The 14,462-nt window shown below is 57.0% G+C and carries 16 protein-coding genes and 1 pseudogene; 7 read left to right on the forward strand and 10 right to left on the reverse strand.

The window, feature by feature from the left end; all coding sequences use genetic code 11:
• Nucleotides 1–224: 224 nt before the first annotated feature.
• Complete coding sequence (locus tag ACN1C3_RS21475) at nt 225–1,847, forward strand: diguanylate cyclase (protein ID WP_419117765.1); 1,623 nt, start codon at nt 225–227, stop codon at nt 1,845–1,847.
• An 84-nt stretch (nt 1,848–1,931) separates the two neighbouring features.
• On the opposite strand, the gene ACN1C3_RS21480 is transcribed toward ACN1C3_RS21475, so the two are convergent.
• From ACN1C3_RS21480 to ACN1C3_RS21490, 3 genes are all read right to left on the reverse strand, one after another.
• Complete coding sequence (locus tag ACN1C3_RS21480; RefSeq protein WP_419117766.1) at nt 1,932–3,038, reverse strand: DUF2817 domain-containing protein; 1,107 nt, start codon at nt 3,036–3,038, stop codon at nt 1,932–1,934.
• Between the two features lie 95 nt (nt 3,039–3,133).
• Nucleotides 3,134–3,445: an isochorismate lyase gene (locus ACN1C3_RS21485; RefSeq protein WP_419117767.1), complete on the reverse strand. Its 312-nt coding sequence runs from the start codon at nt 3,443–3,445 to the stop codon at nt 3,134–3,136.
• Nucleotides 3,446–3,556: 111 nt separating this feature from the next.
• On the reverse strand, nt 3,557–4,444 hold the full coding sequence (locus ACN1C3_RS21490; RefSeq protein WP_419117768.1) for an EamA family transporter: 888 nt from the start codon (nt 4,442–4,444) through the stop codon (nt 3,557–3,559).
• A gap of 119 nt (nt 4,445–4,563) precedes the next feature.
• On the opposite strand from ACN1C3_RS21490, the gene ACN1C3_RS21495 reads away from it, so the two are divergent.
• The 3 genes and pseudogenes from ACN1C3_RS21495 to ACN1C3_RS21505 form a co-directional block, all read left to right on the forward strand.
• Nucleotides 4,564–5,346 carry an AraC family transcriptional regulator gene (locus ACN1C3_RS21495; RefSeq protein WP_419117769.1) on the forward strand — a complete coding sequence of 261 codons (783 nt, stop codon included), beginning with the start codon at nt 4,564–4,566 and terminating at the stop codon, nt 5,344–5,346.
• Between the two features lie 134 nt (nt 5,347–5,480).
• Complete coding sequence (gene ggt / locus ACN1C3_RS21500; RefSeq protein ID WP_419117770.1) at nt 5,481–7,325, forward strand: gamma-glutamyltransferase; 1,845 nt, start codon at nt 5,481–5,483, stop codon at nt 7,323–7,325.
• 92 nt (nt 7,326–7,417) lie between these two features.
• Nucleotides 7,418–7,594, forward strand: a pseudogene (locus ACN1C3_RS21505) (transcriptional regulator); the annotation flags it as partial.
• Here ACN1C3_RS21505 and ACN1C3_RS21510 read toward each other — a convergent pair.
• From ACN1C3_RS21510 to ACN1C3_RS21530, 5 genes are all read right to left on the reverse strand, one after another.
• Nucleotides 7,539–8,015 carry a hypothetical protein gene (locus ACN1C3_RS21510; RefSeq protein WP_419117771.1) on the reverse strand — a complete coding sequence of 159 codons (477 nt, stop codon included), beginning with the start codon at nt 8,013–8,015 and terminating at the stop codon, nt 7,539–7,541. The pseudogene ACN1C3_RS21505 and the gene ACN1C3_RS21510 overlap by 56 nt on opposite strands.
• Nucleotides 8,016–8,148: 133 nt before the next feature.
• The gene (locus tag ACN1C3_RS21515; RefSeq protein ID WP_419117772.1) at nt 8,149–8,385 is read right to left on the reverse strand and encodes a hypothetical protein; all 237 of its coding nucleotides are present in this window, start codon (nt 8,383–8,385) and stop codon (nt 8,149–8,151) included.
• Nucleotides 8,386–9,053: 668 nt separating this feature from the next.
• The gene (ddlA, locus tag ACN1C3_RS21520; protein ID WP_419117796.1) at nt 9,054–10,148 is read right to left on the reverse strand and encodes a D-alanine--D-alanine ligase; all 1,095 of its coding nucleotides are present in this window, start codon (nt 10,146–10,148) and stop codon (nt 9,054–9,056) included.
• Nucleotides 10,149–10,208: 60 nt separating this feature from the next.
• Entirely contained in the window at nt 10,209–10,688 is a 480-nt protein-coding gene (locus tag ACN1C3_RS21525) for a GNAT family N-acetyltransferase (RefSeq protein ID WP_419117773.1), read from the reverse strand.
• 59 nt (nt 10,689–10,747) lie between these two features.
• Nucleotides 10,748–11,389, reverse strand: coding sequence for a LysE family translocator (locus tag ACN1C3_RS21530; protein WP_419117774.1), 642 nt, complete (start codon nt 11,387–11,389; stop codon nt 10,748–10,750).
• A 141-nt stretch (nt 11,390–11,530) separates the two neighbouring features.
• On the opposite strand from ACN1C3_RS21530, the gene ACN1C3_RS21535 reads away from it, so the two are divergent.
• The 3 genes from ACN1C3_RS21535 (at nt 11,531) to ACN1C3_RS21545 (ending at nt 13,240) form a co-directional block, all read left to right on the forward strand.
• Nucleotides 11,531–11,914: a DUF190 domain-containing protein gene (locus ACN1C3_RS21535; protein ID WP_419117775.1), complete on the forward strand. Its 384-nt coding sequence runs from the start codon at nt 11,531–11,533 to the stop codon at nt 11,912–11,914.
• Nucleotides 11,915–11,985: 71 nt separating this feature from the next.
• Complete coding sequence (locus tag ACN1C3_RS21540; RefSeq protein WP_419117776.1) at nt 11,986–12,795, forward strand: AraC family transcriptional regulator; 810 nt, start codon at nt 11,986–11,988, stop codon at nt 12,793–12,795.
• A gap of 76 nt (nt 12,796–12,871) precedes the next feature.
• The gene (locus tag ACN1C3_RS21545; protein ID WP_419117777.1) at nt 12,872–13,240 is read left to right on the forward strand and encodes a cupin domain-containing protein; all 369 of its coding nucleotides are present in this window, start codon (nt 12,872–12,874) and stop codon (nt 13,238–13,240) included.
• A 28-nt stretch (nt 13,241–13,268) separates the two neighbouring features.
• Here the strand turns inward: ACN1C3_RS21545 and ACN1C3_RS21550 are convergent, their stop codons facing one another.
• Both ACN1C3_RS21550 and ACN1C3_RS21555 read right to left on the reverse strand, forming a co-directional pair.
• Complete coding sequence (locus ACN1C3_RS21550; protein WP_419117778.1) at nt 13,269–13,868, reverse strand: flavin reductase family protein; 600 nt, start codon at nt 13,866–13,868, stop codon at nt 13,269–13,271.
• Between the two features lie 68 nt (nt 13,869–13,936).
• Nucleotides 13,937–14,368: a methyl-accepting chemotaxis protein gene (locus ACN1C3_RS21555; protein WP_419117797.1), complete on the reverse strand. Its 432-nt coding sequence runs from the start codon at nt 14,366–14,368 to the stop codon at nt 13,937–13,939.
• Nucleotides 14,369–14,462: the final 94 nt, after the last annotated feature.

A 14,462-nucleotide genomic window follows, 5' to 3' on the forward strand; every position in this document is an offset into this window, starting at 1 on the left:
TACCGAAAGGTAGGCCGTTTTTTTATGCCTGAAGAAAAATACCGCTCCAGAAAGAGTCTATCTCAGCCATTACGCCAGGGCGTCGCGCTATCTATGCACACCTGAGAATGTCGTGATTTATAGCTAATTACTCATCCGGAACACTTCTCGTGTAAATCCCCCTATCATCACCTCTGACGATGCACAGTTGCACACCACCCAAACGCAACAAGCGGGCGAGGCAGGTGGCTAAAAATGGCGAAGGGAATGTCGCCATTCATCAGGTTTCAGGGAGCGTCATGCCACAACAAACTTTTAAAAATCCTATCGCCAGGCCCGAACCTCTAACGTTTGAAAAGCCTGAGACCAAGTTCAAGGTTCGATATGCAATTCTTTTTCTGATGGCGGTATGTCTGTCACTGGTGGCAGTGGTTATCTGGGAAAGCTGGAGCTCGCGCCAGTATCATTTGCATGACAAAGAAATAGCGATGTCAAACCTTGCGCAGACCTTGGCGTCGCAAGCGCAAGCGTCGATCAAGCAAGCTGACACCGTCTTGTTCAGTCTGGTGGAGCGCCTCGAAATCGATGGGATGGGCCACAATCAGTTACCCAGATTACAGCGTTTGCTGAATGCCCAGCGCAACGAACTGACTCAGTTACACGGCCTGTTCATCTATGACGAAAAAGGTGAGTGGATAGCGAATTCGAGCGGGATCATGCCGCCGAATGCCAACAACTCCGACCGTGAATATTTTATTTTTCATCGCGAGCATCCGGACCGCGGCCCGCATATTGGGCCCTCGATACAAAGCCGCTCCACGGGCGAATGGGTCATGCCCGTGTCGCGCAGGATCAATCATCCTGATGGCAGTTTTGCCGGCGTGGTGCTGGCAACCCTCTACCTCGATCATTTTCTTCAGCTCTACAACAGCATCGATATCGGTGGTAACGGAGTTATCAATCTGATATCAACCGACGCCAGGATCGTCGTACGCCGCCCCTTCAACGAAGCTGAAATTGGTACCAGCATCGCCAATGGTCCGCTATTCACGCAACTCTTGCCTAAAGGGAACTCTGGTACCGCAACCGTTAAATCCTATGTGGATGGTGTGGAGCGAGTGGTGGGTTTTCGGCGAGTCGCTGATTATCCACTCATCATATTTGCAGCACTCAACAAGGACGAAGTCCTGACGGGCTGGCGACAGGAGTCGCTGCTGAGCGCGGGGATAGTTTCTTTGCTGTTGGTTATTCTGATCGTGCTCGGCTATCGGCTGATCAGGCTTATCAGGCAACAAAATCATATTCAGAACGAGTTGCTGGGCGCTCAGGATAAATTGATCGAGGTTAATCGAACCCTCGAGTTGTTAGCCTTGGAGGACTCACTGACAGGGCTTGCGAACCGGCGCCAGTTCGACCTTTTCATTCAAGCAGAAATGGGACGTGCCAAGCGTAACCTGGGGAGCCTTGCTCTCCTGATGATCGATGTCGATCACTTCAAGCGCTTCAATGATCAATACGGTCATTTGGCCGGGGACGAATGTTTACGCACCATCAGCACGATCATAAAGGAAAACATCAAGCGTCCCGGTGATCTCGCTGCGCGCTATGGCGGCGAGGAGTTTGCCGTGGTGTTGCCTGGGACTGACTATGTCGGTGCATTTCTGGTTGCAGAGAAAATTCGGCGTGCAGTTCAACAAGCTGGAATCGAGCACAGCGACAGCACTGAAGGCACCGCCACGGTCAGCCTGGGCGTTAGTGGGTGCAGCCCTACATCGCAACAATCAATCGACGACTTGATCGGCGCTTCCGACAAGGCACTCTATGTCGCCAAAGCCAGTGGAAGAAACATGAGCGTTATTGCCAACTGATCCTTAATCCGAATCATGTTCTTCCTTGGCTTTGTGACAGTTATGCGAACCGCCTGAGTGAAAACGCCGAGAGATCCGATCCCATTAGCCAATCGTCGGCAACGCTGACAACGCTCGATCCCATATCTGCCGGGTGCGTAACCAGACCATCTCCTGCCAGTCACTGTCGGCAGGATAGAACTGTTCGAGAAGACCCAGTTTGATTTGCCGCCCAACTGTATCGCTGGGGTCACCGTGCAGGTGCAGCCAGTGATCATCGCGTAGATGACGGTGAACCTCTGCCCCTGGATAGGTGCCGCACTCGATGACGAAAGGCATCAGGTGTACCTGTGGCAGCGCATCGATCAGCGCCTGTGACGTGTATCCGGTGGCCGTCGCGGCAACACCGGTATCACTCAGGCTGTTCGCTCCGGTCAGCAGGGTGTACAGCCAAGGGCCATACACTGCACGGGCATCCGCCAATGCCGGATAGGCGGTCTGGGCAATGGTCAAGAGCATTGGGTGACCGTACTCCCCCGCGCCGGTGTGCAAGTCAAAGCACATGGCGACTTCGGACCGCGACACATGCTCCTGAATGATTTTGTGCAGCGTCAGGTTCGACCAACTCGGCGCCAGCCCACCGTAAAACAGACCGTCGGGATGGCTGTGCTGGCCGCCCTCGACAATCGACATCACAGTGGGCCAGCCATGCTCGCGAATCTGTTCGTTGAGCAGCGCGTCGGCCCGGTCCCGCTGCGGCCCCTGCAACTGGGTGCACGCATAAATCTCATGAAGCGCCGCATAGGGCTCGTTGTTCGGTAGCGGAAGATCGAAGTTCAGGTGGTTACGATTCAGATCGATATTGTCTTCGTTGACGCGGCGCAGCCAGGCAGTGCCCCATGGATTGATCAAGTGAATCATCACCACCGCAGTATCGGCGGGCAAAGAACGCTTTGCGAACGTTTGCAGCCATTTGATCTGACAACTCGAACCGTAGAACCCTTCAACCCCATGGGTGCCGCTAAGCGCCACCAACAGGCGCTTTGCATCAGGATTGCCGAGTACCGCAACATCGGTACTCAGCGGCTCACCGAACGGCCCGACGAGTGGATGCACGTACTCGGTCACGCTCGCGCCAGCCGCAGTCGCCGCAGCCAGAAATTGTTCGCGTTGTGCGCGGTAACTCATCTGTGTTGGAAAGTCTGTGTGCATATCTGCCTCTTATTGTTCTGTGAGCACGTCTATTTCAATCGACCCTGGAAGCTCAGTAGACCGACATTAGAAACCGCCTTTGAGGCGATTTTCCATCAGTGATGAGCCTTCCAGCACTTCATTTCCTCTTCGATGAAGTGATTCACCAGGTCGGTGTAGAGCTTTTCGATCGCCTCGGGACTCAGTCCCTCGATTTCCGCCCATTCACGACGCTTGGCCAGCATCGCATTGAAGCGCTCCGGTGCCCGCACAGAGGTTTCAGAGGTTTTGAATTTCGACGCGGCCAAGACGTATTTGAAGCGCGCGCCAAGCAGGTTGATGACGGCCCGATCAAGCAAATCGATCTCGCGCCGAATGTCTTCCATCCCTTCGCACTCGTCAGGGCGCATTTGATTAATCACTTCCATGTAGATAGCTCCGGCTTATCGAGAAAAAACGTAGGTTGATGCTGCCTGCCCGATTTAAACACGCAAGATCGGCTCCGTCATTGCACAGTAAGAACACTGCGCAGGCACTCTCTATTGGCCCGGCCGGGTAGTGCCCATGAACAGGGGCCGGCCCTTTATCAAGCCAACCGAAAGTGCCGACAGGATCAGCGCGATGGACAAACCTTCGCTGACATCGACCCTATGCCCAAGAATCACTATCGAGCCGATTACACCAAACACCGGGATCAGCAAAGATAACGGCGCCACTCGGGAAACCGGATACTCACGTAGCAACAGATTCCAACCCCAATAGCAGAAGTGCGTGGCGGCATAGACCTGGAACAAGAGCGAGAACACTGTCACTCGATCAACATGCGTTGCCAACGCTGTGAACGGCGCTGCCCCGTGGGCTAACCAGGTCAGTAGGAACAGCGGTATCGGCGGGAACAGACTGGCCCACACCACGAAGGCAAACATTTCTCGCACCCTGGATTGCTTGATGATGACGTTACCGACGCTCCAACTGAATGCGCTCACCATCAACAAAACAAAGCCTACCGTCGTGGCCTCGCCCGGGCTTCCCTGAACAATACTGAACAACCCCAAAGCCGCGAGCACCATGCCCAAGACCTGCCCCAGGCTCAGGCTCTCGCGAAACAGCAATACTCCCCAGCCCAGGGTGAAAAACGCGCTGAACTGAATCAACAGAGCGGCGGTTCCCGGAGGCACTCCCTGTTCAATCCCTATATTGATCAGCGCCCACATCGCCACACCAAAAATCAGTCCGTAAGCTACCAACCATTGAAAAGCGACCTGCGGACGCCGGACAAAGAAGACCCAAGGTAATGCCGCCAGCGTGAAGCGAAGTGCAGTCAGCAGGAGCGGATCAATGGCGGCCAGGCCAAGCTTGGTGATCGGAAAATTCAAACCCCAGACAGCCGTCACCAACACAGCCAGGATCAGGTGCTTCTTCTGCATCGTAGATATTTCCAGGAGCCCGGTGCCGGCGACAGGACGCTCCGGCCAGGGCATCACTATGACCAGGTACAGGGGTGGCCTGCTTGCAATGCCAGGCCATAAATCATTAAATTTGGGCCATGCGCCAAATCCACATCGATTCCTACGAAAACACGCCACGCGATGCCGTAGTCACCGCCCATGACTACCCCAATGGGCTGCGTTTCGCTCTGCATACGCACCAACGCGGACAATTCGCCTATGCCGCCAACGGTGTGATTAGCGTCTTCACCAACGAGGGCAACTGGGTCGTGCCACCGCAGCGGGCCATATGGGTACCCGCCGGCGTTCCCCACGAGATGCTGATGAGCGGGCCTGTGACCATGCTCAACACTTACATTCGTAACCCCGCAGTAGCGCGACTCGGCCTGCCTGCGCACTGCCAGGTGTTCGGTGTGTCGGACTTGCTTCGCCATCTCCTCGTACGAGCCATCGACATCCCCGCCCTTTACGCTGAGGAACATCGGGACGGCCACTTGATGGCCTTATTGCTGCACGAAATCGCGGCAATGCCGACACTCTCACTGAACGCACCGTTACCCACTGAACCTCGACTGGCGAAAGCCTGTCGCAATCTGCTGAATCTGCCTTCGCTGGAAATGAGCATCGACGACATGGCCGATCAGGTCGCAATGAGTCGTCGTTCCTTTACGCGGCTATTTCGCCAGCAAACCGGCATCAGCTTTGTCGAGTGGCGTCAGCAGGCCTGCTTGCTGGCGGCCGTGGTTCGCTTGGGTAACGCAGAACCGATTACGCGAGTGGCGATGGATCTGGGCTACAGCAGCCCAAGCGCTTTCACCACGGTATTTCGCAAGGTACTCGGCGAGACGCCCAGCCGATACTTTTCCAAAGCCTTGCTCTGAACAGATAAGGGCAGCATTGAAGATGCTCGCCTGAGCGGCCAGCGAAATCGCCCTGTGCGTTGCGCCTGCCGCTCTCGGCCGATACATTCCCCCGCACTAGACACCTCTTTTTTCCCACGGACGGAGTTCCCCGCGTGTTCTCAGCCTTCAACTTGAGCCACTACCGCCTATCTGCCCTTTCGCTGATAGCCGCCGCTTTAACCCTCGCCGCTTGCAACGCCCCGCCTTCTGCACCTTCCGTCACCGCACTACCAGTCGCCCCGGAAGTCGCCTCGGGTTACCGCACCGATATGCGTACCCAGAGCGCCACTCATCACATGGCAGCGGCCGCCAACCCGCTGGCAGCCGAGGCTGGGCGTGAGATGTTGCGTCAGGGTGGCTCGGCGATCGATGCCGCGATCGCGATGCAAGCGGTGCTGACCTTGGTGGAACCGCAATCCTCAGGCATTGGCGGCGGCGCACTGATCATGCTCTGGGACGGCAAAACCGTGCAGGCCTATGACGGACGCGAAACCGCGCCGGCAGGTGCGACCGAAAAACTCTTCCTGCAACCTGACGGCAAGCCAATGCCGTTCACCCAGGCGCAAATTGGCGGTCGCTCGGTGGGGACACCGGGCGTATTGCGCGCTCTTGAGTTGGCCCACCAAAAGCATGGGCGACTACCGTGGGCACAGCTGTTCGAGCCGGCCATTCGCCTGGCAGAGCAAGGCTTCCCGATCTCGCCACGACTGCACACGATGATCGCCTCCGATCCGTTCCTGCCCCGCTCGCCTGACATGGCCAGCTATTTCCTCAATACCAATGGCAGCCCGAAAGCCGTCGGTACCCTGCTGAAAAATCCGGCATTGGCAGCTGTACTGAAACGGATCGCCAAAGAAGGCCCCGATGCGCTTTATCGAGGCTCGATCGCCCAGGAGATCACCGCCAAGGTTCAGGGCAATGCCAACCCCGGTAGCCTGTCGATGACCGATCTGCAAGGCTACGCCGCCAAGGAGCGTACGCCGCTGTGTACCGACTACAAACGCTGGCAAGTCTGCGGCATGCCGCCGCCGTCTTCGGGCGGGATTGCCGTTGCGCAAATCCTCGGCACCTTGCAGGCGCTGGAAGCACAGGATAGCCGCTTCGCCCTGCCGCCCCTCAAACCCGTCAAAACCACGACCCCGGCCGGGATGGAGCCTGCACCGCAAGCCGTTCACCTGATTGCCGAAGCAGAGCGCCTGGCCTATGCCGACCGCGGGCTCTATGTGGCTGACTCCGATTTCGTCCCCGTTCCGGTCGCAGGCTTGATCGCCCCCCGCTATCTGGCAGACCGAGCAGCCTTAATTGGTGAGCGCAGCATGGGTACCGCCAAGCCAGGCCACCCGGACGGCATCCGGGTGGCCTACGCCCCAGACCGCTCGCCGATGCGGATTTCCACCTCGCAGGTTGTCGCGGTAGACGACCTGGGCGGCGCTGTGTCGATGACAACCACCGTGGAAGCTGCCTTCGGCTCTCACCTCATGGTCCAGGGCTTCATGCTCAACAACCAGATGACCGACTTCTCGTTCATCCCCGAAGAAAATGGCCAGCCCGTCGCCAACCGCGTCGAACCCGGCAAACGCCCCCGCTCTTCCATGGCCCCGACACTGATCTTCGACCGCCAGAGTGGCGAGCTGGTAGCGACCGTTGGCTCACCGGGCGGTTCGCAAATCATCGAATACGTCGCCAAGTCAGTGGTCGCCATGCTCGACTGGAACATGGACCCGCAAGCCGCCATCAGCCTGCCCAACTTCGGCAGCCGCAATGGCCCGACCGAACTCGAGCAAGGGCAATTCACACCCACGCTGGTGCAAGCCCTAAAAGACAAAGGGCACGTCGTAAACGAAATCGACATGACCAGCGGCACCCAAGCCATCGTTCGCGTCCGGGATGCCCAGGGCAAAGCCACATGGGCCGGCGGTGCTGATCCACGGCGTGAGGGTGAAGCGCTGGGGGATTGATCGGTTGTGGATATGACAAAGGGCTTACTGGGAGGTAGGCCCTTTTATGGGAATGCGCGATTGATCGCTACCGTCGAAATGGAATAAACATCATGAATATTCGCCCGATTCACACAGATCAAGACTACCGCGCAGCACTCAAGGATGTGTCTGCGTTGTTCGACAACGAACCAGAGCCAGACACCCCGGCAGGTGACTCCTTCGACATCATGATTACCCTCGTCCAGGTCTATGAGTCGAAGCAATTTCCGGTCGACCTGCCCACCCCTTGGACATCCACAGGGTCCCGCCTTTGACTATTTCCGAGCCGACGATCAGAGCCATCATCAACATCGGGCTATAGCCTGGAAAGATCTGTGCACCGAGTAATACAACTGAAATAGAGGGCACCAGAAAAATCAGGCGCAACGGTATTTGTGCAAATCCAAGCCACTTCGCTTCGCTACGGCGAGTCAAAAACAACAGAGCGCTGACAATAATCGACAGTTGAAGCGCCCAACTCACTGCGACGATAACTGCCTGAACGGGTCCCTGATCCTGCAGCAGTTCAAACGCGTCAAACATGTCAGTCAAATAGGGAACCCGGTTATGCCTCACGCTGCTGACGACGTACCACGCGACAGACAGAGCATCCAGAATTCCCCATATCCACCATACCGAGGAGGCCTCTAGCCTGTTTCGCACAGTCATTGTTTCTCCTCTTTATACTCATACACCGTGTCCGCCGTTACGGGTTGCCAGTGCCACGAATTACCCGATACATGCCAACTATCCTCACCCTCCTGATACTGCTGTTTTATGTAACGCAGCTCCCCGTAACGATTCACCGCGGACCTTGATGAAAAATGGCTCTCATTTCCGCAAGAGGCAACCATTCCTGAATCAAGGTACGCGTGGTGTTTGTGTAATCCTTTCCGTCGGACCCAAGCATTCGCCCTTCGTCGCCTAATGATCCGAGTCTGTTAGCCAACATGACGAACGTATTTTTTACGCCATCGTAATCAATTTCCTTTAGAACCCATTTACCGGCGCCTTCTTCAGGTTTCAGTTTCTCACGCACTGACTCTAGTCCTTTCGGCAAGGTAAGTGGTTCGCCGTCTGACAGAGATTTGTGTACTGGTTCTGGCTTGCGGATGGAGAAACTGTCCAGGGAGAACGATCTGCCTGTAAGGTCTGAATACTTTCCAAACGTATCGTCACTTAGAGGACTGAATGGCTCACTTGAAATCAAAAGCCAGTCGCCACGCTCAACTTTTTCGAGGATTGATTTCTTATTGTGTAGACATGAACTACCCCTAATCGATGAGCCGCACTCTCTGAGCAGATCGGTTAATCCCCAAATGTCCATCGGCCGGGCTAATGCCCGCTCAACGTAGCAAACTGCAAAAAATGGGCTTTCGATTTGGGTCAGACGATAATTTTTTTATCTCGCTACGGGGGACCAAGCGCTTCATGTGCATTTCCAAGCAGGAATAGGAAGTTCTGAGGCGATCTACCTAGAACTCCTGCTTGATATGCTTTTCGGCCCGCACTCCGCTGCCACCGAAGTCCTTTTTATGCGTATGAAAGTTCTGAATGAGTACTACCAAAGAAAACCCACACGCTGGAGACGTTCTACAAACCAACGCTCCAACGTAGCTCAGGATTCGTCGAGTCAGGCCGGCACCCCCAAAATAATGTCCGACGCTTTGATCACCGCGGTAACGCTTACCCGAGTCTCCCCCCTGTTTAGCGACTGTACTTCAACGCCTGACGTGATGCGTGGCGCTCCAGCGCCAGATCGATCAGGCGACTGACCAGTTCGCTGTAGCTCATGCCGGCAGCCTGCCAGAGTTTGGGGTACATGCTGATGCGGGTGAAGCCCGGCAGCGAGTTGAGTTCGTTGATCAGCACTTCGCCACTATCGGTGAGGAACACGTCGACACGGGCCAGACCGGAACAGCCAAGGACCTGAAACGCCTCGATGGCGAGGGCGCGAATGCGTTCACTGGCATTAACGCTGATGTTTGCCGGCACCACGACTTCTGCGGCCTGGTCATCAATGTATTTGCTGTCGTAGGAGTAGAACCCGTTGCGCACCACGATCTCGCCGCATCCGCTGGCGATCGGCTGGTCATTGCCGAGCACCGCGCATTCGATTTCGCGGCCGCTGACGGCGGACTCAATCAAGATTTTTTCGTCAAAGCTCAGCGCTAGTTCAACAGCCGCCGTGTACTGCGCTTCATCGTTGACTTTGCTGACGCCCACCGAGGAGCCCTGGTTCGCTGGCTTGACGAACATTGGCAGGCCGAGCTTGCGTTGCGCTTCAGCAAAACTGGTGCGAGCGGCGCTCGCGCGGGTCAGGGTGATGAACGGCGTGATCGCCAGGCCGGCATCACGCAGAAGGCGTTTACTGATGTCCTTGTCCATGCAGACCGCCGAGCCGAGCACGTCGGAACCGACAAAGGGCAGGTCCGCCATGCGCAGCAAACCCTGCAAGCACCCGTCCTCGCCCAAGGTGCCGTGGACGATGGGGAAGATCACATCGACATGCCCCAACAACTCCTGGCTGGAAGTCTCGACCAATTGCTGGCTAGACTTGCCTGGCACCACGGCCAGTTCGCGGTTTGACTGGTTGAGGGCGATCAGCGCCGGGTTTTCCTGGTTGATCAGGAAGTTTGAGGTGTCATTCAGGTGCCAGCGCCCTTGCTTGTCGATACCGATCAGCAACGGTTCGAAGCGCGAACGGTCCAGCGCGTCGACAATGTTTTTCGCCGATTGCAGCGAGACTTCATGCTCTGCCGAGCGACCACCAAAAATAATCCCAACCCGCAACTTGCTCATCATCTGGCCTCATTGTGAACGTACAGTTTCTTGATACGGCAACCGAATCGGGTGAAAAACTCAGGCCCTCGTATAGCGCATATGAATCAGTGCCACCCGCTCGCCCTGCTTGTTTTTGCGCTCGTCGATGGCGTAAGGCGTGAACCCCAACTTTGGATAGAACAGCAGCCCCGCCACGTTCTGATTGAAGCAGGAGAGCGTCACCTCGGCGGCGCGGTGTTTGCTCAGGGCGATCCCGATCATGTGCTTGATCAAGTGCCCGCCAATCCCACCCGCTCGCGCCTCGGGATCGATGATGACGTTGCCAATGGTGCAGGTTCCCTCGGTTGCCCAATGGTAGAAGTTGGCGAAACCGACAACCTGGCCGTCCTGTTCAATAACTGTCGAATCTGATCGCTGAGCAATCGAGTTGCGCAGTTGCTCATGGGTCAACGGCCAGGTGGCCGCAGGAAAGAAGAAAAACAGCTCCTCCTCGTTCTGGGGAAAGCTGCAAATCCGTGGGATGTCCTGTTCCTCTACCGGCCGGTAGCTAAGATTCATTTTGCAGTCTCCTGACATTTTGCTCGTGTCGTCGCGGTTCTTCGCCGCGAACCTGTTCTTCAGCGATTGGCCAACAAATGCCCGCCAAACAGCACGTAACAGCTGCCGGCAAACCGATCCAGCCATTTGCGAGAACGACTATAGACGCCCGCGACACGGCTGCTGGCGAAGAGCGTCGCCACGCTGCAATACCAGCAGAACGACAACGTCGACATGGTCATGACCGCCAGCGCCAGCAGCAGAGGCGGTGGTGAAGCGGGCATGGCAGTGGCAAAGATGGTGGCGACGAACAGCGCAGATTTGGGGTTGGTCATGTTGCCCAGAAAACCCAAACGCCAGGCCGAGAACAGCGTGCGCTTGGGCTCGTTCAACAGGTCGCTGTCGCTGCTCGCCGTCACCGGTTGACGCTTAAACAGCTTCAGGCCCAGGTAGATCAGGTAACAGCCTCCAACGATTTTGAAGGTCAGGTACAGCGTCGGCGCGGCGGCAAACAGTGACTTGATGCCCAAGCCACCGGCCAGGCCCCACAACACGGTACCCGTCGCCACGCCCAACGCGGCAAACACTCCATGACGACGGGAGCAACTGGCCGCCAGTTGCGCCGTGGTGAAGAAGTTTGGCCCCGGCGTAACCACCGCGACAGTCCACAGCAGCGCCAGCGACAGCAACGGGCCGGCGTACATCAGGTGTTGTAGTTCCATCGGATAAACCGTCCTTAGTTTGTTGTGGTGAGGTCCTGACGCAAGGGTAACCGCGCTGGAGGCAAGCAGCTATGCTGAAATCATGCAGGTCATCGTTCTCTATCGTTTCAACTGATCAGCGCATGCCACGGGAGATTGATCATGAATGGTTTCCTGGTGATTTTTTTTACTCAGCAAAATCGTCGTCACCACGGAAAAATGCTCGGTGACTGGATCGTCGATTTGGCGAAAGATATGGGTCTACACGGCGCCACACTGTCCACCGGCATCGAAGGTTTTGGCCATACGGGCCGCCTGCACTCCGCGCATTTTTTCGATCTTGCCGATCAGCCCCTCGAGATTCGTCTGGCGATTACCGAAGAGGAGTCCGTGCGCCTGTTCGAGCGTCTGGAGACCGAAGACATTTCCTTGTTCTACATCAAGACCCCGATCGAGTTTGGAACGGTCGGTAAGAACGCCGAGAAGTCCCCTCCCTCCTCCGATAACAGTGCAAGGAGAGGGGATCGCCCCCCAAGGCGCCTTTGACCCGATGAAGACAGCCTGTTCGCTGTGCGTTACCGTACTTGTCATTGCGCACACAGCAAGGACAGCCCCCCATGGGCAAACACAACAACCGCACCGACTGGCTCCACCGCGCGCCCCACACCAGCAGTCTGGAGCGCATCGAGGCGTATTTTTCGAGTCACGGTTATGACCTGCACCGTCACGACACTTATGCGATAGGTCGCACCCTTTCTGGCGTGCAAAGCTTTCAGTATCGCGGCGAGTGGCGTCATAGCCTGCCGGGCGGGACCATGGTGCTGCACCCGGATGAAGTCCATGACGGCGAGGCCGGCACCGAGGATGGCTTCAAGTACCGAATGATGTATATCGAGCCCGCGCTGATTCAGCAGATGCTCGGTGGCAAGCCTTTGCCTTTTATCAAGACCGGCCTGTCTGCTGATCCACGGCTATACGCGGCAACCAACGTGTTGCTGCAAAGCCTGGACTGCCCTCTTGATCCGCTGGAAGAGCAGGACGCGCTGTTCGATCTGGCGAATGCCCTGAGTGCCGTGTCCGGTGTGCCTGCGACTCGCCAGAGCTTCGATTACCTGGCGGCGGAACGGGCGCGGGAATTCATGCACAGTGCCCTGGACCGCACCGTGACGCTGGATGAACTGGCCGAGCAGAGCGGCCGGGATCGCTGGGGCCTGTCGCGGGACTTTCGCCTGCTGTTCGGCACCAGCCCTTATCGATACCTGACCATGCGCCGACTCGATCTGGTCCGCTCATTGCTGATACAGGGACAACCGCTGGTCAGCGCCGCGCTGATCGCCGGTTTCACCGATCAAAGCCACATGACCCGACAGTTCAGCAAAACCTACGGCCTGTCGCCTGCACGCTGGTTGAAAATGCACGGGCGCTGAAGGCTGCACAATCGTACAAGAAACACGCTGCGGCCGTGGCTATCGTCGGCTCACGATCAACCAGCGGATGAACCTCATGAAACATTATCAAAGCCTGAACTTTGCGCAAAAACTCAGCCTGTTCGATGAGCAGTGGACACCCAAGGTCATCGCCGAAATGAACGACTACCAGTTCAAGGTAGTGAAGCTGCAAGGGGATTTCATCTGGCATGACCATGCCGATACAGACGAGACCTTCATCGTGCTTGAAGGTCAGCTGCGCATCGACTTTCGCGATGGCCAGGTGTCTGTGTCTCAGGGCGAAATGTTTGTCGTGCCCAAAGGCGTCGAGCACAAACCGTATGCCGAGCATGAGGTTAAGCTGCTGCTGATCGAGCCCAAGGGCGTTTTAAACACCGGGCACGAAGGTGGAGTACGGACTGCGGTGAATGATGTGTGGATCTGAAACCCGGATTGCACTAATGCTGGGGGCCTCAATCCTGCAACGTCTTCCCATCCACCGGGTCGCCGATTTTCAGAAAGTGTCCGCCCGCGACGTGGTGCAACGTACGTAATGCATCCTGCCCTTCGAAGTGCCAGCGGCCTTCGCTGAAGACTCGTTCGTCTGCCTGGGCGGATATCACTTCAGCCAGAAACAGGTCGTATTGTTGATGGTTGTGGGGCTCCGGCAACAGTCGGCATTCCAGCCACGCCACACAGCCTTCGAGCATTGGCGCGTCGACGACATCGCCGGCAAAGGTTTGCAGGTCATAGGCCTGGAACTTGTCGCGACCTTCGCCCTGAGACAGCTCGAGCCCGGAGGTCGAACCTACGGTTTGCACGATATCGGCCTGAGCCGCGCAGGGTACGTTGAGTACGAAGGTGCCCGAGGCTTCGAGCAGTTGTCGGGTCCAGGTGGATTTATCGAGGACCACCGCAACCTTCGGTGGTTCGAAATCCAGTGGCATGGCCCAGGCGGCAGCCATGATATTGCGTTGTCCGGCGTGGGCGGCGCTGACCAGAACGGTCGGCCCGTGGTTGAGCAGACGATAGGCCTTGGACAAGGGAACCGGACGACGGTGGGAAACGCTCATGGCGGTCTGCTCCTGAGAAAAGAGCCGATTGTAGCCATTTACGGCAAGCGCTCCCATGTGTGCGGTGTTTACGCCGACAACTGATTGGCAAACTGCCCCACAGCACTGACCACTTTCTGCGCGCCGTCCTGAATCTCGACAATCACCGTGCCTGCTTCGGCAGCCAGCGCCAGACCTTGCTCAGCCTGGAGTTTGCCGTCACTCATCAAGGCCACTGCGTCGCGAGCCATGTCCTGGTTCTGACGCACCACACCGACGATTTCGTCAGTGGCTTTGCTGGTGCGCGAGGCCAGCTGTCGAACCTCGTCCGCTACCACCGCAAAACCTCGACCTTGCTCGCCAGCACGGGCCGCCTCGATCGCGGCGTTGAGCGCCAGCAGGTTGGTTTGTTCGGCGATACCGCTGATGGTTTTGACGATGGTACCGATCACCAGAGATTGCTCGTTCAGCGCTTCGATGCCTTCGCCGGCCTGTTGCATGTGCCTGGCCAGATCGCGCATTACATTCACCGCCTGAGTGACCACCGTCGTACCGCGTTGGGCGCTGCTGTCGGTCTGCAATGAGGTGCTGTAGGCAATATTCGCGGCTTCGGCG

Source organism: Pseudomonas sp. H11T01 (assembly GCF_048515765.1).
In the GTDB taxonomy this organism is placed as follows: Bacteria; Pseudomonadota; Gammaproteobacteria; order Pseudomonadales; family Pseudomonadaceae; genus Aquipseudomonas.